Consider the following 17,682-nt stretch of genomic DNA (forward strand, 5'->3'; position numbering starts at 1 on the left):
ATCCTCATAATGAATGAATCAGCCAATTTATCAAGACGGCTAAAAAACTTGTTTAATTTCACAGATAATGAATGTAACGTTTTCTTACACCTTAACTCTAATCCTGACACCTCTATACTCAAGATTGCAAGAATCACAAGGATTAATAGAAGTACTGTAAACGCAATAATCGAAAAATTTGTACATGTCTCAGAAACGTTTAAAGCAGAGGTTTTTAATGGAAAAAATAATGTAAAATCCCTATACAAGGAAATACTTCTGGCAAATTCAGTTTACTCACTTGCCGTAGTTTGTTTGAACAAGATCAATCCAAAGGCAATTGTTATTCGATCGGAGACCATAGCTCAAAGTTTTATTTTATTTCATCAGACCCTATGGAAGCTATTATAGGTAGTACATTATTAGCCAATAGTGTACAAATTTTCCAAAAAGAAATATAATCAGTGTCCACACGATCAAATCATTTAAAGGTAATGTAACAAGATGGTAGATCTTTCTAAAGCAAACAAGATCTTACAGAAAATTGCTGGCAAGCATTCGGAGATAAGCCCAATTTCTAAAAGTGATATACCTCTATTTGAGAAGTTCTTTAAAAAGACCCAAACTTCTTACGGAAACTCGTGGATTTATGTTACTCAAGGAGTTTATGGTATAGGACCAAACAATCTCGGGTACAAATTCTACGACGGTAAAAACCTTTCAGTTGTAATTATATATCCCAAAATAGGAAATGAATCTGAATTAGTTTTTTATTGGATACGACCTATGGGTCCAGGAATCTTACCAATAATTAAAGATTTTTCTGATGAAGTACTCAAAAAATATGGAATTTTTACATTTATAAAGAAAATCTCTAAATATCAGTTTACCGAATTGGTATCATACGGTTTTAAAGGGACAAAAAAACACCCATGGCATACTTCCGCCCATTCAGAAGATGACACATTCCCTGAGATGATATATGAAATTCCAGAAACATTAAAAGAACTAAACAACGCATCCAGAAGAAGAAATATTAAAAAAAGTTTCAAAAAGTCAGTGCAAATTAAAGACGAGTACCAAATAGAAATATCTGACAGAAACTTTGAAAAGACCGCTTGGAAACTAACGACAACTTTCTTTCAGAATCATTACCCTCTTAAAAAGATAAATCTCTCTTCCAAATTTGACTATTACAACCCAATTTTCTCAAGTCCGCATAACAAGAGAATAGAGAAGAGAATAGTCTATCTAAACGGAAAACCCGAAGGATACTACATACTGGAGAAATTTAATAATAAAAATTCATTTCTTTACGTACTAATAACGCTCAGAAAAAATGTTCCTTATCTCGCTGATTTTATTTACTTTCATTTGTTTGAAACCTGCAAAACACAATTCTTAAATACTGGCGGGTCAGAAGATGAAGGTATTCACAGCTTTAAAAGGAAATTCAAGCCCATAAAGTTACAACAAATGTATTGGGCAACAAATTATTCCCAGAGAAAATAACTCTACGGTTCAGGTAACATACCCCACATTAATTTGAAGACCTCTTTTGCGTTTTCATATAAATTATGATTCTGAATTATTAGTCCACTAGTATTTCGATCAAGGTTAACAATTGCGACCTTACTGTCAAAAATCATATAATCAATTACCGAAAGACTTGTACCTTTTGGAATAAATTTATAGAAATATCGTTCTTTCGGCATTTTCTTTGCATATTCTATTGACTCCGGAGTCATTTCCATAATTTCCCAAATTTGCATTTCCGTTCTAGCCTTATGCCTTTCAAGGAAGTCTGGAACATTTGCAGGAAAGTATTTAGCCAGCTCACTTGCGTTTACGTACGCTCTAAATTCATTAGCCTTCAATGCCTCGTCGTAAATATAACTAACCTCTTGATTTCCCTCATAATACTTGATCTCCGCACTTGTATTCTCATCAACCCTTGGAATTAAGGCTTTAAGATCGGAAAGCATGGTGTCATAATTCTTTTTAGTAGTTTCAAGTTCTAACCTTCTTTGCGCTAAAATATCACCCAATCGCTCAGGGGGTTCTGCAATTATCTGTCTTCGCTTTCCTCTACCCTGTTTGGTTTGAGTTACAAGCCCCTTCTGCCTAAGGTTCTCGATGTTTAAATGTACTGTCGCACGGTTTACACCAGTGTACCTGGAAATCTCTAAAACAGTGCTAATACCTTTTTGCAAGAGACCAAGGTAAATAACTGTTTCTGTATCGGAAAGTCCAAATTCGTTTAGCAGGAAACTTCTTATCTGTTTTATATCAGCCATGACACTTTATGTTAACATTTTATATTAAGCAACAAATTATACTACAAAAAAAACCGTTGTCAAGACTAAGTTTTAAGTCCGATAGTAATAAAAATTTTAAGATATGACACACTAACATAACACAATTTGTTGTTGTGGATGCTTCACATTGAAAAATGTATCTGCTACAATGACCCATGTGATTAGTTACATAGAGTTATAATATGCATCCTAAAGACCTAATAATAGATACCTTCGATCTTGCCGAATATAGGAAGGGATCTAAAAACAGCAAAATAAACGAGATAATAGAGGAGATTAAGTCACAACTTCCTAGATATCTACTTCCCGGTCCATTAAAAATTGACTTTGATATAAAGAAAGTAGACGAAGATGGCCTTGCATCTTATTGGAGATTGGTAACAGAAAATGCCACCCGAAAAATAAATGAATACTTAAACAAAAAGCTCTATCATCTTACACAAATTACCTGCTTAAAAGAATAGTTTTGGGTTGATAGTTATTATCAATAACGCTAGCTTTTAATAGCTAAGCGCGGTTTCTTCACCCCTAAGGACTCTTAATGCACCATCACGCATTGCTCCAAGTTCAAGTTCGGAAGGATAAACAGTAACCCCAAGCCCAATCGCCGAAAGGTCTTTTCTAATAAATTCCATTACAAACGTCTCATTTGCTACACCACCCGTAATTAAGACCTGATCAACCGGCTCACCATCAAAGTCCGGAATCAATGAACAAATTGTTCGAGTAATACTTTTAAGCATTGCAACAAATACATCCTTATGAGGCTGACTTAACTTATCGAACTTCCTGGAAAAGTTTTCTACATGTTTATCTCCTGTGTGTGCATACAAACCACCATTACCTGCAATCATTTTTAATAGCTCTTCCTTTGTAAACTCCCCCGAGAAACACAGTTCAATAACCCCCTGTGCCGGTAAAGCTCCAGCACGTTCGGGAGTAAATCCTCCTTCACCCGACAAAGCGTTTGTAACGTTAACTACTCTTCCCTTTTTATGTGCACCAAACGAAGCTCCTCCACCAATATGCGCAACAATAAGATTAATATCTGAAACTTTTTTACCCATATCTGCTGCATATCTTCTTGCAATTGCACGTTGATTCAATGCGTGCCAAGCAGCATACCTTCTAATTTGGGGCAGACCAGTAAATCTATTATGATCAAGCATTTCGTCAGCGGTAACCGGATCAACAATAAAAGCAGCTTCTTCAATACTAAACTCTTTTGCAATTTCATATGCAAGTTCTGCACCAAGATTGGAAGCATGATCAGCCAGCGGACGTTCACACAGATCTTCCATCATCTTGTGGGAAATACGATAGGTTCCGGGCTTAACAGGTTGCATCATTCCACCACGCCCCACAATAGCATCAAGCTCTGTAATATCATTTAATTTCAAAAATGTTTTTACATCAGTTCTACGATCATCGAGCTGATCAAATATATTGGTACTCGTTGAATATTTTTCAATGAATTCCTTATTTTCGGAATAATCTATTTTATCGGAAAGGAAAAGTTCTTCATCATCAAACACTGCCAACTTTGTTGATGTCGAACCAGGATTTATTACTAAGACTCTCATTTTGCGTTTTGATGTTATCAGTTTATGTGAGCGTAATATAGCAGGGGAAGGTTAAACAGTCAATGAATGAAATATTGCGGGGGTCGGATCCCGAATGTCGATTCATCGACTTCGAGGATTCGCGATAGCTCTATAAGAGCGTATCGGAATTCGAGCTCGCCTCCACTTGCGAGCTATGGCTTATTCCCGATGGCAATCGGGATGAACAGAAACAGAGGTTCGAATCTGACTCAACCAAAAATGGAAAATTGCGGGGGTCGGATCCGAGCTCGCCTCCACTTGCGAGCTATAGCTTATTCCCGATGGCAATCGGGATGAACAGAAACAGAGGTTCGAATCTGACTCAACCAAAAATGGAAAATTGCGGGGGTCGGATTCGAACCGACGGCCTCCAGGTTATGAGCCTAGCGAGCTGCCACTGCTCTACCCCGCGAAAAAATTGTTGTCAGTATCCTCAGACAGTGTCTACCCTTGATACTTAAAGACTTATTAAAGATGATTATACCATACCTGACCTATTTAATTTCCAGAGGGCAGGATTTTGCACTTTGTGCAAGACGCGCTTTTATTTCATTTATGGTGCGTTCCGTACCTTTCCGCCGTCGGCGGAACAGGTTCTCATCCTCCCTATTTAATTTCCAGAGGGCAGGATTCGAACCTGCGAAGTCTCACGACGCCGGATTTACAGTCCGGAGCAATTGACCACTCTGCCACCTCTGGATAATACAGTATTTTACAGGTTAATAAACCTCAAGGCAACTTACGGTCGTGTAATCCAATTACGATAACTTTGGAATTATCTGCTTCTTTCTGGAGACAATTCCCGGCAAAACCGCAGTATCATCATCAAATTTGGCTCCAAAAGTTTTGGTAATTTCCTTCTGGGCATTTTCAGAAAAAGCGATAAACGTGGCTTCCTCTTTAAGAATATCAACAACGAAAAGAAGTATCTCATCTAGATTTTCTTCCCTTTTTAGCTCATCTGCAGCCAATTTAAGCTCAGCTTTCATTACAAGGGCATTTTCAGGTTTTGTTGTTTCAACAACGGAAACCCTTGTGTTACCTATGTTAAGCTCAAAAATTTTGCTATCAAAAAGCAAAACATCTCTGGCGGAAAACCCGCTAAGGTCGGACTTTCGAGTAAACATCTCATCGGCTAATGACTCAATACTCGTATTAATTTTTTTAGCAATTGTTTCAGCAAGTTCCCTGTCAGTAGTTGTAGTCGTTGGACTTCTAAACATTAAAGTGTCAGAAATTATACAAGCCAAAATCAAGCCTAATATATCATCCGGAATACTCTTAGTATCTTTTATATATTCTTTAAAAATCACCGTTGCTGTCGAGGCAAACGGTCGAATTGTTACACTCAAGGGAGTCGATGTAACCAGTCCTCCAAGTTTGTGATGGTCAACTACATGAGTAATCGTAGACTCACCAAGATCTAAAAGCTCTTCTGGGTTTGTGGTATCAACCAGTGCAACTTCATCGTTCGATGACAATGATTCCAAAAGCTCGGGAATCTCGACTCCAAATTTCTCAAGAACAAAACTTGTTTCTCTGTTTATACCCCCTAGTCGAAAGGGTTTTGCATCTATTCCTTGTTGCTTTAGAACCCAGGAAAAAACTATTGCAGAGCAAATTGAATCGGTATCCGGTGATTTGTGACCTAAAACTTTTACCATTTAAATACATGAAAATTTAACAACCAATTATAACCAATCCCCAAGGTCTCTACAATGTTAATTCCCTTTTTCTGCAATATCTCGTATACTAAATTAATAAATAATATATTATTAAAAAAGATGACAATCAACACACAAAGAATAAAGCCAATTTTTATATACGTAAGCATTACAATTATCTCACTTACTCTGTTAGGATTTATTATTTATATCTTTGTTAAAGGGGATTTCTGGAGAACAAATAACACTACTACAGATGAAAATAATGACAGCACTGAGTCTCAAACGGAACGTGATACAAATAACGTGGAACCCAAAACAGGTGAACTCAAATCTATTGAAACAGAATGTGGTGGCACAATAACCATTCCTAATGACCTAGATCTAACAAGTTCACACTTTAATGGAAGTGAATCTTCTCCGGAAAAAGGTATCTGTTTTATAATTCTTTCGCTTAATGATAACCCCGAAGAATCCATTATCGTTGTTATTGATGATACGCCTGAAAGTGATATGATCAATTGTTCGGAAGAGCTTGGACTAAGCACACTCGAATGTGCAATTCAGGGTCATTCCGCAAATCAAGTTTTTACATTCTCTAATTTTTCTACTACTTCTGTTGGAGATAAAATTGTTATAACAAGCGAGTACCAAGCTGAAATAGATTTTTATGGAACTCCCATGATCCTTGATGAAATTGTATATGGATACGAAGTGGAACCTGGATTACGTTTTATAGTCTGGGGAGGTAAAAATCAAGCTGACTTAATCAAAGAAATTGTAACAAATTTTAATTAGAAAAAATGGGACTTTTAGTAGATCAAAAAATAAAGGAATATATAGCCGCCGGAAATATCAAAATCGATCCATTCAATAACAAAAATATTGGACCTAGTGCCTATTACTTTTCTCTCGGACCAATAATCCTTATCCCCAAGTCCAATCAGATAGCAACACTTTCGGGAGGTAAAGATCCGGAATACGAGAGAATAGATATAACAGACAGCCCATATACAATAAAGCCCAAGGAATTCATTCTTGCTCAAACGCTTGAGAAAATAACACTTGCTCAGAATATTGCAATGTTGATAGACGGAAGAACCACTACCGCAAGACTCGGTTTGTCAATCCACCAAAGCGCAACCCTTATCCATCCTGGGCACAAAGACAGCATAATTACCTTAGAGATCTTTAATGCAGGCATCTTTGATATTGTAATTAAACTTGGCGACAAGATAGGAAAGGGCATTTTCTTTTTATCAGATACTTCAGCAGAACAAGCGTATGCCAATGTAGGTACATATAAAACACAGACGGAACCCATGGGCGCAGATTTACCACCATTTGATGATTGTTCTTAAATACGGCAAAACCCAGTTATTATCTATTTAGAAAATAATCTCAATAAAACGTTAGTTAGCAATCAATTAATTACCAAATCTTGCGATATCTTTAAACTCTTTATGAAGTAACAACATTATGGTAATATTAGGCACTCTTAACTAAACTGGAAACTTTGCTGGTCGTGCACTAGGCAGATCTGCATCTGGTTGGAGTTTTGTGGAGAGGTGGCTGCCTTGCCATAGGCAGATGCGCCTCTTGCTGGAGTTTTGTGGAGAGGTGGCTGCCTTGCCATAGGCAGATACGCCTCTTGCTGAAGTTTTGTGGAGAGGTGGCTGAGTGGTCGAAAGCAGCGGTTTGCTAAACCGCCGTACTCATTTTTTGGGTACCGCAGGTTCGAATCCTGTCCTCTCCGTTGCTGAATGATCCCAGCGAAGATGGGGTCAACCAGCAACGGACAAAAACGGTGAGAACCTGTTCCGCCAACGGCGGAAAGGGACGAAACGCACCATAAATGAAATAAAAGCGCGTCTTGCACAAAGTGCAAAATCCTGTCCTCTCCGTTCTAGTGTTTTGGTAAAACCAAAATACAGAAGGAAAGAGATCTGCCCATGGCACGGTCCTTTCCGAACTCAAATTATACTTCTGTAATCCCACTTCGTAACAATCACATGGTCACAAAAGTCCAACTCAAGTAGAAATGCAACCTCCCTTACCTTTTCCGTAGTTAGATAATCCTCCTTACTAGGCTTACATTCTCCCGAAGGATGATTATGAACCAGGACAAAGGCAAAAGCAGAAAGCCTAAAAGCCCAGAATAAAATTAGCTTCACATCTATTGCCGCACAGTTTGTACACCCCAAAGCAATTTCCCGCTTTGCAATAAACTGCTTCCTTGAGTCTAAGTAAATCACAAAAACACACTCCTGTCTTTTACTTCCAATATCTTTCGTGAGCAACCAAACATCTTTTGTACAGTTAATTTGAGCTCTGGGATTCTGAAACAATCGCTTACCCAACTCAACAGCGGAAATAACGGAAAGTGCCTTTGCATCACCAATCCCTTTAATTCTACAAATTCTCTTATATAACCATTCTGCACTGGAATCTCCATTATTAATTATTTGTGAGATCTGTCTAGCCAAAGAATATACTGACCTTTTTTTACTTCCACTACCTAAAATAACAGCCAAAAGTTCTTTGTCAGAAAGAGATCTTACCCCCAGGACTTTAATTTTATCTCTTGGTTTCATTCTAAAATATATACACAACTTAACAAAATATATACAGGCTATAAATACAAAGCTGAACTAGCGTCAAAGCTTACAGCGGTTTGGGATTTATGTGGTTACTTGTCTTTTTTAATATACTTGCACTTAGGGTAACCGCTACATCCAATAAAGGTCCTACCCCACTTACCCTTACGTTCAACAAGATTGCTACCACATTCGGGACATCTTTCTCTTAAAATAAGGGGAACGGTTTCTTTACATTTCGGATAATTTTCACAAGCCCAGAATTTTCCATACTTGCCGGTTTTAAGAACCAAGTCTCCTTTACAACTTTTACATTTACCAGGGTCTTCATATTTTTCCATATCGAGCTTTTGCTCTTCCAAAGAAAGAATTCCCTTACATTCAGGAAACTTTTTACAGCTTAGGAATTTACCATTTCTACCAATTTTAACAACCATTGGTCCCCCACAAACGGGACACTTCTCTTTACTCTCCTCCAAAACGACTACATCTTCTTTTTTTATCTTCATGTGGCCGGATTCAATCTTCTTATGGAACGGTTTGTAATATTCTTTAAGTACAGATACCCGATCCTTGTCACCGTTTGCAATATCATCTAGTTCATCTTCCATTTGGGCAGTAAACTTTGAATCTACAACTTCTGTGAAGAATTTTGTCAGAAAGTCCGAAACAACAATACCCATATCAGTTGGATGCAATTTCCCCCTTTGCTTTTCAACGTATGTTCTGTCTATTATGGTTTTTATTATTGTTGCATATGTAGATGGCCTACCAACCCCTTCTTTTTCAAGCCGTTTAATTAATGTAGCTTCTGTATACCTTGCTTTGGGCTTAGTCTCACCTTTTTCAAATTCATACTTGTCGAAAGTAATTTTCTCACCTTCCTTTGCGAAACTTAAATCAGGACTATTTCCCTCGTTTCCAACATAAAGACTTAAATAACCTTTATCAAGAACTGCAAACCCATCGAAAACTAATGATTTTGCAACGGCTCCAAATATGTATTTCTCCTTAACCAAAACCTTAAGGACAGTCTCAGTTATCGAAACTTGTTTCATCTGAGTCATTAGAGCTCTGTTATATATTAATCTATACAGTTTATATTCTTCCGGAGCCAAGCTATCTTTTATCTTCTCAGGATCCAGATCAAGGTGTGTTGGTCTTATTGCTTCGTGAGCCTCCTGTGCAACCTTCGATTTCTTCTTAAACACGTTTATTTTCTCACTTAGATACTTTTCACCAAACCGTTTGGTCACCGTATTTCTTATTTCTTTTATCGCTTTTTGGGAAAGCGTAAATGAATCAGTTCTCATGTATGTAATAAGTCCTAACGCCTCGCCTTTTATCTGCACCCCCTGATACAGTTTTTGGGCAATTCCCATGGTTCTACTTGCACTAAATCCTAATTTTCTATTTGCGTCCTGCTGTAAAAGTGCCGTTGTATAAGGAGGAGGAGCACTAAATTCCCTTTGTTTGGTTACAACACTTTTTACAATTCCTGTTTTTGTTCCCTTTAGGTCTTTTTTAACCTTTTCGACTTCTTCTGCCGAAAGCCTGCTAGCTAGGCTGGTATTTTCCTTCATTAGTAAAAGTGCCAATTTTCCAATAAGCCCCTTTACCGTAAAGAATTCCTTGGGAATAAAGGCGAGAATCTCTTTTTCTCTATCTACAATAAACTTAAGAGCAACAGACTGAACCCTTCCGGCTGAAAGACCATATCTTATTTTCTTCCAAAGTAATTCCGATAGTTCGAACCCTACAATTCTGTCAAGAATTCTTCTTGCCTTTTGAGCATCAACCAGGTTAATGTCAACTTCTCGAGGATTTTTTAAGGCCTCGGTTACTGCTTCTTTTGTGATTTCGTGAAATACTACCCTTTTGGTCTGTTTCTTTTCTTTTTTTGCAATATTATCGACCTGCCAGGCAATTGCTTCGCCTTCCCGATCAGGGTCCGTAGCAAGATATACTATACCTTTGATGTTCTTAATCTTTGATTTTAAGTCGGTAATCACCTTTTGTTTTCCTTTTGAAACTACATACTGGGGCTTAAAATCTTTTTCAATATCTACTCCAAATTTGTTGGGTGGCAGATCTTTCATGTGACCTAATGTGGCAACAACCTTGTAATCTGAACCCAAGAACCGTTCAATTGTCTTTGATTTTGCGGGAGACTCAACAACTAGAAGATTCCCTGCGGTTTTACTCATCTTATAAAAACTTTCCCGAATTTATTCACATGTAAAATACCCTTTAGTTCTAAATATGTCAACTTTTTAACCAACTTGCTTTCAGATAAATTTAAACCCCTTGCAAGTGATGTAACAGTATCAAAGCCTGATTTTATCAGTATTAAAAGCTCTTGTGCAACTCCACCCGTTTCAATTAAAGGACCAATACCCAAAAGCTTATCAAGAAAACTCAATGACGGTACTATTGTGACACCCACCTTAGTCAACAAATTATTACATCCTTCAGATGATTTCGAAAAAATGCTTCCCGGTATAACAAACACAGGTTTTTTACGCTTAATACACTCTGAAGCAGTATGTAGAGTTCCACTTTTCAATGGGGCTTCAACCACAAACAACATATCAACCAACTTACTTAAAAGCGTGTTTCTGCCAAGAAAATGTCCCTTGGTTATCTCGGGCTTTTCTATATTACAAATTACAGCACCACCGGCATTTAAGATCCTCTTGATCGGAATACGCTGTGTATGGGGTGGAGCTGTCACAAGAAAGGGTGCGACAGCTACCGTTTTTACTCCAAACTTTAATGCCGCCTGATGTGCGGCCATATCAATCCCACTTGCAAATCCGCTCCATACCGATAATTTGCCATCTACCAGACGACTTACAAGCTCCTTCACCACCAGAGCTCCATAGGTAGTGGACTTTCTAGTTCCAACTATACCAACCTTTCCCCTCTGACACATTAATTTCTTGTTTCCAATACCCCAAAACGCCTGTTTGAAAAGGTCGTATTCCGATCTACAATCACCCCATAACCACAAGCCACAGGCTTGGTTAAGTGAAACCCTCTTCCGAACTTCGATTTCAAACGATTTTGGATTTCGGACAGAATTTTTTATACTCAGTATTCCGGCAAGATGTACAACCCCAAAGTCTTTCTCAGTAACAGCTTTCAGCCTATCGACACATTCGGAAAGTGAGTCAGTCCACAAAAGTTCATTTTCAAGGAGCTTGCAAATCAGTCGATTGCCTACATCTGGTAGACTAGACAAGTAAGAAACCACCCCGGAAACGTTATTATTTCTTGGGTTTTGACGACACACCTTTTCGTTTCTTTTTTATGGAAAACTCCAACTTGGAAACCTGTACTTTTATATCCATCAATCTTGCAGTTAGATCATCAAGTTTCTCCTTTTCTATCGAGCCTAAATCCTCCTGAATCGTCAATAGTGCATGTAATCTTACGGCGCTATTATATGCAATTCTAAAATAATATGTTGAGCCTCCTGGATTCGGGGCTTCGAGTCCTTGCGAAACATTACCCAATAATGTTAACGAAGATTGCCTAAGATTTGTTCTTGATATTGGCTCACTATCAAAATAACCATCATTGGTTATTCTGTAAATGTCAACCACGAAAGCTTTTACCGTCTTCCATAAAGGAGTAGATCTAGCGTCCCATTCTTGTTTTTTAGCCATTGTAAGTATAAAGAAAATTACATTAATTCTGCTAGTGATAAGCGCGCACTTTACAAAAGCTAACTACAGTTTAAACGATAAATTGCTATAAATTCTTAACAGGAAATTAATAAAAGTTGACGTTATGACGAGTTATATCCGGGACAAATTGATTGACCAAATAACTGACAGGCTAATTGTTTAAAATGACTTTATCAGAGGTGACTTACTTTTTAATATATCCAAGATCCAACATAAAATCTATAAGCTCTCGCATAACAGTTGCTGCATTATTACTCTCCCCCCCATCCTCTATGAAGACAACGAAACTATATTGCGGATTTTCCGCAGGAAAATACCCGGTAACCCAGGCGTGCGTATGCTCATAATACCCCTTTTCGTTTATAAGACCGAATTCCGCAGTTCCTGTTTTTGCGGCAACCCTAACCTCAGAATTAAAAAACGGAACAATTACACCGCCCCCGGTATTTGCCGTACACTCCATACCCTGCCTTACATAATCTAATACACTTTTAGAAACAATATCCCTATCACGAATTTCTGCAAAATTTTCTTTCGCTTCACCACTTGGATACACAATCTTATCTACAATGGTTGGCTGCCAAAGAATTCCTCCATTAGCGATATATGTAGAAACACCAAGCAGCTGAATAGGCGTTACAAGTGTTATTCCTTGACCAAATGCGGTAACGCATGAATCTCCTAGATACCAGTAAGGATCAAGCCACGTTGCGTATTCTGCTTGAATTGCCTTATTTTCAGGCGATGGTAATACTCCTTTTGATTCCCCGGGAAGATCAATACCCGTCTTAGATCCGATACCGTATCTAACTAAATAATTATCAAGCTCATTGATACTCAAATCCGAGTCAATAAATCCCCTACAAAAAAAGATGTTACTTGATTTACAGATTCCGGAAACAACGTTCAGAGGACCATAAACATGCCCATGATATTCCTGAATAGGCAATTTATCTTCACCAATATAAGTTACACCAGTACTATTTATTATTGTATTTGGGGTTATTGCCCCTGTGTGTAAGAGAATCTGCGCCATTAATATTTTGAATGTTGATCCGGGTGGTTGTGCCCCTGCAATTGCTCTGTTTAAAAGCGGCGCGGCAGGGTTGGTAATTAATTCTTGATAGGCCGGTAACTCCGATTCACTTATTCCCCCTACAAAGAGATTATTATCATATCCCGGATAATTCGTTAATGCGATAATTTTTCCTGAATTTACATTTTGAAGAATAATTACACCTGCAGTTCCTTCATATTTGGGAACATATTGTTGCAAAAGTTCATACGCCTTTTCCTGAATTACAATATCTAGTGATAAATAAAGCGAAGCCCCTTCTATTGGATTTGTTAACTCTCTAAACTCGCTTGATACAGGATTATTCAAAGCATCAACCTCTATTATTTTTTGCCCTTTTACACCTCTTAGAATACTGTCATAGCTGTATTCTATACCTTCTTTTCCAACAATATCCCCTGGTATAATAATGTTATTGCGTTCTATATCAAAATCAGACGCCTCTCCGGTATATCCGATTACATGAGAAGTTGCAATTGTCCCTAAATAATTCCTATATTTAGTTTCGACAAGAGATATATATTCAAACCGATTCTGAATAGCCTTAAACTTTAATACAAGCTCTCTCGGACAGTTCTCAACTAGAACAATATCAACCAACGGATTATTTTCATAAGCTTCAGTGTACTTGGCCGTCAAGTCGTCAACTCCTATACCGGAAACGCCGGAAAGCGCGTCAAGTTCACCGGCGACAATACTTATCCCTACAGAGGTTTTAACAACAAGCTTATAACCATTAACATTCTCTACCAACTTAACACCATTGACGTCATAAATTATTCCCCGATCAGAGTCAATAGGTTCGTAGGTCAAATGATTTGTAACAGATCGCTCTCTCAGACTAGCACCATGAACAATCTGTAAATCTATAAGACCCCAAAAGATATACGAAAAGACGAAAACAACAAAAAGTGTACCTATAAAAAGATTGATTACATGGCTTTTATGTGGCAATACTTCTTCTTCCTCTGCCCCCGTAAACGTATCAAACCACTTTATTCTCCTCTGGAACGGAGACGTAACAGATTTTCTACTTAATCGTTTCATATTTTTAGTTTTCTTGTTAAAGCATCCTTTAGACCAACAATAACAAAATATAACAAGGTTACGGCAATAACATTATACCAACCCCAGGTTAACTCGAAAAATGACATCATACTTACTCCGGAAATAACATAAACTATCCTTATAATTATAAAAAAAACTGCATAGCCGAATACTCCGAAAACCACAGTTTTAAGTATATCGTTTATAGATAAAAGACTTCTTAAACCTTCAATTATTAATAGTAAAGTACCAAGTGCCAGGAAATGAGTTCCAAAATAATATGAAAACAAAAGATCTTCAAAAAACGAGAGTAATAATAAAATCCCTATTGCCTGTTTATGAAACGCATTGTCGTCAACAAGCATTAAAACAACTGTCAGAACAAAAAGTGGTGAAATAGCCTTAAGCCCGATAGCATTAAGAATCCACAACAGCACCCATAACCCCAAGAATCGTATTGTCCAATATTTTGTAAACATTATCTTCTTTCTAAAATATATACGTATTCCAGATCGTCAATTGTGACATATTGTTCGATTTCGGCACTTTTAGTAGTAGCCGTTGGATCATCAATTACTCGGATAACCTCACCCACAATCAAAGTTATGGAAAGTTTTTCATCCCAAACAATTATTACATCACCTATTCCAATTGAATCTGACGGCAAGAGTTCTTCAATAAATAAACCATCCTTTTTCCCTCGAACAATTCCAACTTTCCTACTCCGCTGAACCTCGGAATACAAATTACTTGTCGAGCTATTTACTAATTCAACATTTGATGTATATGCATCCGCATCTTGAATATATCCAATCAAATTATTTCCGTAAACGACCACATTTCCATTTGACACACCATCGGCAGTTCCTTTATCAAGTTTTAACCCCCATCCAAGCACATTTGGCCCATACTTAACAATTCTAGCCTGTGTCGTTTGAACTGCACTACGTGAAAAGGAACCAATCTGCGATTTAAGTTCCTGATTCTCCTCAATTATATCTTCCAAAAGTGCAGTTTTTGCCTTAAGTTCAGATAATTCGTTACGACATTTTATATTTTCTTCCTTTAACCCAATCCAATAAACAATAGAATTTCCTATTGACCCAATCGTTTTACCAATATTATTAAGCTCAGTTTCGACAGGAACAACAAATTGACTTGCAAAATCATGAACAGAACTTAGATATCCGTTAATATCGGCAAAGACGACCAAAACTCCTGCAAAGATAACAGCCAAAAGATATGAAATTGTGGTGTCTTTCGATTTTTCTGACACTTCGTAAATTCTACTAAATAACGTCGGCCCATGAATCCTGGGCCTTTCTTAAAAGTTCGAGATCATCAAGCATTACTGCTGTTCCATCAACCACAGACGTCATAGGACTTTCCGGTATCCTAACGGGAATGTGTAAGTATTCAGAGAAAAACTTATCGAACCCTTCCAAAAGTGAGCCCCCACCAGTTAAAACGATTCCGTTTGCATAAAGGTCAGACACAAGTTCTGGAGGAGCCGCTTCAATTGCATCATGTGCAGCATCTGATATGATTTTTATTGACGACATTATTGCCTCACGGATTTCAACACTATTAACCTCAACCGACTTGGGAAGTCCTGTCATAAGATCACGACCCTGGATTGTTACGGATTTTTCTTCTTTAAGGGGATACGCAGATCCTATCTTTATTTTAACCTCTTCTGCAGTTCGCATGCCTATTAAAAGGTTGTATTTCTGTCTTACGTAATCGGTAACATTTTCATCCATTTCATCACCGGCAACACGTATTGTTTTGTCTACAACAATTGAACCAAGTGAAATTATTGCTATATCGGAAGTACCTCCCCCTATGTCTATTATCATTGAACCACAGGCGTCTTGCACGGGCAACTTACAGCCAATTGCTGCAGCCATCGGTTCTTCAACAACATAAACTTCACGCGCTCCGGCATATTTAGCGGCATCAACAACAGCCTGACGTTCAACCTCGGTAACAGATGAGGGAACACCCACAACTACACGTGGTCTTGGAATTTTAATAAACCTACTAGACATTCCGTGAACTTTTCTAATAAAGTACCGAATCATTGCATGGGTTATATCGAAATCCGAAATTACTCCATCTCGCAATGGTCGAATGGCCGAAACACTTGAAGGAGTTCGTCCGAGCATTTTTTTCGCGTCACGCCCAACAGCTAAAACCTGTTTATTCCTGGTATTTATTGCCACAACTGAAGGTTCATTTAAAACGATTCCCTTACCTTTAACATAAACCCAACTATTAGTGGTCCCCAGATCAATTCCTATATCATATGTGACTAAACTCCAGAAAGAATCAAACATAAATAATCAAATAGCTTATTCCTCGTGCAATTGTAACACATACTAATGGGAACTTAAACGCCGACTTTGCTAATTTTCTTGTGGCACTTCATACAAACCTTAACGCTCTTTTTTACACCATCGACTTCTAAACTGACGGCTCGCAAGTTAGGTTTCCAAATTCGCTTCGTTTTAGGAGCCTTTCTTTCCCACTTACCTGCGTGTTTGTGTCGAATATTATTTCCGTGCACAACTCCCTTGCCACAGATTTCACAAACCTTACTCATCAAAATAAAAATATTAATTTACAAATAGCTCTGTTATAATACATCAATATAACGCTAAAATCAATAACAATGATTACACTCTTAATAGTTGTTTCTTATGTTTTTTATGCCATTGCCTATCTATTAGCTGCAACTGTACATAATTATTTTCAAGCACTTGTTGCAAATAAAATGGGTGACTTGACTGCAAAAGCCGATGGATATCTTACGTTAAATCCCTTAAAACACGTGGATATTCTAGGACTTGCACTGTTCTTCGTTTCCCGTATTGGTTGGACAAAACACGTACCAATAAATGAATATAACTTTAAAAAGCCAGGTAGAGACCAGGTTATTGTTTACCTAAGCGGAATCGGAGCAAATATACTAACAGTTATAGCGTGCCTTGGATTAATAAAAATTACAAACCCTGTGGCTCCAATTCTTCCCACAAATAATATTATCTCAATAATTTACCCATTGATTGGTGAATTTCTATTTGCATTGACTCTCTGTAGCTTTGTTGTTGCAATTACAAACTTATTACCACTTCCCCCACTTGATGGTTATTACATACTTCAGGGAATCCTTCCAAAACAGATCAAATTTTCCTTCGAGACCTTTGAGTCATATTCACCCTGGGTAATAGCCTTGATATTAAGTCCTTACAGTCCAATTGGGCTTCAAATTAGTTACTACATCGTAGAAACCGTATACAAGCTTGTTGCATTTGTCAGCTAAAGCTGATTGATTTTACAACGTCTGTTAATGTATAATGGGAGTGATGGGAGGCAGATGTCCCTACATCGTGTTTTTGTTGGGATTCCAAAATCGTCTTAGCCCGTGGGCTAAGATTGAGGAAACCCACCTGTGCTTTTTGGGCACGGACCCTCCCATCAAATTTCATCAAGACGCAACTAAAAGAAAAGGCTTTAAATAGATCTTTTACTATGTTAGAATAGCGCCGCTAATAGATAAAAGCCGACTTAGCTCAGTTGGTAGAGCAACCGCTTTGTAAGCGGAAGGTCATCGGTTCAAGTCCGATAGTCGGCTTATATATAAGTCGGAACTTGAACCGATGTTCTTTTTCATCCCGGTTGCCACCGGGAGTAAGTCTTCCGC

The 17,682-nt window shown here is 37.8% G+C and carries 18 protein-coding genes and 4 tRNA genes; 8 read left to right on the forward strand and 14 right to left on the reverse strand.

Annotation, left to right across the window (positions count from 1 at the left end):
- The first annotated feature begins 9 nt into the window (after nucleotides 1-9).
- Nucleotides 10-390, forward strand: a complete 381-nt coding sequence (locus JW962_01625; GenBank protein MBN1374014.1) for a hypothetical protein — start codon at nucleotides 10-12, stop codon at nucleotides 388-390.
- Between the two features lie 93 nt (nucleotides 391-483).
- Nucleotides 484-1,491 carry a hypothetical protein gene (locus tag JW962_01630; protein ID MBN1374015.1) on the forward strand — a complete coding sequence of 336 codons (1,008 nt, stop codon included), beginning with the start codon at nucleotides 484-486 and terminating at the stop codon, nucleotides 1,489-1,491.
- Between the two features lie 2 nt (nucleotides 1,492-1,493).
- Here the strand turns inward: JW962_01630 and JW962_01635 are convergent, their stop codons facing one another.
- A complete protein-coding gene (locus tag JW962_01635) occupies nucleotides 1,494-2,276 on the reverse strand; it encodes a hypothetical protein (GenBank protein MBN1374016.1) in 783 nt (260 codons plus the stop codon).
- A 203-nt stretch (nucleotides 2,277-2,479) separates the two neighbouring features.
- Here JW962_01635 and JW962_01640 point away from each other — a divergent pair, with 203 nt between their 5' ends.
- Nucleotides 2,480-2,761 (forward strand): hypothetical protein, encoded by a 282-nt coding sequence (locus tag JW962_01640; protein ID MBN1374017.1) that lies wholly within the window; start codon nucleotides 2,480-2,482, stop codon nucleotides 2,759-2,761.
- Between the two features lie 36 nt (nucleotides 2,762-2,797).
- Here JW962_01640 and buk read toward each other — a convergent pair whose 3' ends face one another.
- From buk to JW962_01660, 4 genes are all read right to left on the reverse strand, one after another.
- The gene (gene buk, locus JW962_01645; protein MBN1374018.1) at nucleotides 2,798-3,880 is read right to left on the reverse strand and encodes a butyrate kinase; all 1,083 of its coding nucleotides are present in this window, start codon (nucleotides 3,878-3,880) and stop codon (nucleotides 2,798-2,800) included.
- Between the two features lie 361 nt (nucleotides 3,881-4,241).
- A tRNA-Met gene (locus JW962_01650) sits at nucleotides 4,242-4,313 on the reverse strand.
- Between the two features lie 204 nt (nucleotides 4,314-4,517).
- Nucleotides 4,518-4,600: transfer RNA gene (locus JW962_01655), tRNA-Tyr, on the reverse strand.
- A 59-nt stretch (nucleotides 4,601-4,659) separates the two neighbouring features.
- Nucleotides 4,660-5,565: a manganese-dependent inorganic pyrophosphatase gene (locus tag JW962_01660; protein ID MBN1374019.1), complete on the reverse strand. Its 906-nt coding sequence runs from the start codon at nucleotides 5,563-5,565 to the stop codon at nucleotides 4,660-4,662.
- 120 nt (nucleotides 5,566-5,685) lie between these two features.
- On the opposite strand from JW962_01660, the gene JW962_01665 reads away from it, so the two are divergent.
- The 3 genes from JW962_01665 to JW962_01675 all read left to right on the forward strand — a co-directional run bounded on the left by JW962_01665 (nucleotide 5,686) and on the right by JW962_01675 (nucleotide 7,321).
- Nucleotides 5,686-6,363: a hypothetical protein gene (locus JW962_01665; protein MBN1374020.1), complete on the forward strand. Its 678-nt coding sequence runs from the start codon at nucleotides 5,686-5,688 to the stop codon at nucleotides 6,361-6,363.
- A 5-nt stretch (nucleotides 6,364-6,368) separates the two neighbouring features.
- Nucleotides 6,369-6,926 carry a dCTP deaminase gene (dcd, locus tag JW962_01670; GenBank protein MBN1374021.1) on the forward strand — a complete coding sequence of 186 codons (558 nt, stop codon included), beginning with the start codon at nucleotides 6,369-6,371 and terminating at the stop codon, nucleotides 6,924-6,926.
- 305 nt (nucleotides 6,927-7,231) lie between these two features.
- Nucleotides 7,232-7,321 (forward strand) — tRNA-Ser (locus tag JW962_01675).
- A gap of 217 nt (nucleotides 7,322-7,538) precedes the next feature.
- Here the strand turns inward: JW962_01675 and radC are convergent.
- The 9 genes from radC to rpmB all read right to left on the reverse strand — a co-directional run bounded on the left by radC (nucleotide 7,539) and on the right by rpmB (nucleotide 16,581).
- Nucleotides 7,539-8,159, reverse strand: a complete 621-nt coding sequence (gene radC / locus JW962_01680) for a DNA repair protein RadC (protein MBN1374022.1) — start codon at nucleotides 8,157-8,159, stop codon at nucleotides 7,539-7,541.
- A gap of 95 nt (nucleotides 8,160-8,254) precedes the next feature.
- Nucleotides 8,255-10,369, reverse strand: a complete 2,115-nt coding sequence (topA, locus tag JW962_01685; protein MBN1374023.1) for a type I DNA topoisomerase — start codon at nucleotides 10,367-10,369, stop codon at nucleotides 8,255-8,257.
- Nucleotides 10,366-11,406, reverse strand: a complete 1,041-nt coding sequence (locus tag JW962_01690; GenBank protein ID MBN1374024.1) for a DNA-processing protein DprA — start codon at nucleotides 11,404-11,406, stop codon at nucleotides 10,366-10,368. The genes topA and JW962_01690 overlap by 4 nt, the downstream gene beginning before the upstream one ends.
- A gap of 25 nt (nucleotides 11,407-11,431) precedes the next feature.
- Nucleotides 11,432-11,833, reverse strand: coding sequence for a four helix bundle protein (locus JW962_01695; GenBank protein ID MBN1374025.1), 402 nt, complete (start codon nucleotides 11,831-11,833; stop codon nucleotides 11,432-11,434).
- Nucleotides 11,834-12,038: 205 nt separating this feature from the next.
- The gene (locus JW962_01700; protein ID MBN1374026.1) at nucleotides 12,039-13,976 is read right to left on the reverse strand and encodes a hypothetical protein; all 1,938 of its coding nucleotides are present in this window, start codon (nucleotides 13,974-13,976) and stop codon (nucleotides 12,039-12,041) included.
- Nucleotides 13,973-14,455, reverse strand: coding sequence for a hypothetical protein (locus tag JW962_01705; protein ID MBN1374027.1), 483 nt, complete (start codon nucleotides 14,453-14,455; stop codon nucleotides 13,973-13,975). The genes JW962_01700 and JW962_01705 overlap by 4 nt, the downstream gene beginning before the upstream one ends.
- Nucleotides 14,455-15,252 carry a rod shape-determining protein MreC gene (locus JW962_01710; GenBank protein MBN1374028.1) on the reverse strand — a complete coding sequence of 266 codons (798 nt, stop codon included), beginning with the start codon at nucleotides 15,250-15,252 and terminating at the stop codon, nucleotides 14,455-14,457. The genes JW962_01705 and JW962_01710 overlap by 1 nt, the downstream gene beginning before the upstream one ends.
- Nucleotides 15,253-15,265: 13 nt before the next feature.
- Nucleotides 15,266-16,315: a rod shape-determining protein gene (locus JW962_01715; GenBank protein ID MBN1374029.1), complete on the reverse strand. Its 1,050-nt coding sequence runs from the start codon at nucleotides 16,313-16,315 to the stop codon at nucleotides 15,266-15,268.
- A gap of 53 nt (nucleotides 16,316-16,368) precedes the next feature.
- Nucleotides 16,369-16,581, reverse strand: a complete 213-nt coding sequence (gene rpmB, locus JW962_01720) for a 50S ribosomal protein L28 (GenBank protein ID MBN1374030.1) — start codon at nucleotides 16,579-16,581, stop codon at nucleotides 16,369-16,371.
- A gap of 69 nt (nucleotides 16,582-16,650) precedes the next feature.
- Between rpmB and JW962_01725 the strand changes: the two genes are divergently transcribed.
- Both JW962_01725 and JW962_01730 read left to right on the forward strand, forming a co-directional pair.
- Entirely contained in the window at nucleotides 16,651-17,301 is a 651-nt protein-coding gene (locus JW962_01725; protein MBN1374031.1) for a site-2 protease family protein, read from the forward strand.
- 239 nt (nucleotides 17,302-17,540) lie between these two features.
- Nucleotides 17,541-17,613: transfer RNA gene (locus tag JW962_01730), tRNA-Thr, on the forward strand.
- Nucleotides 17,614-17,682: the final 69 nt, after the last annotated feature.

It is taken from the genome of Candidatus Dojkabacteria bacterium, from assembly GCA_016927995.1.
GTDB lineage: Bacteria > Patescibacteriota > Dojkabacteria > JAFGLO01 > JAFGLO01 > JAFGLO01.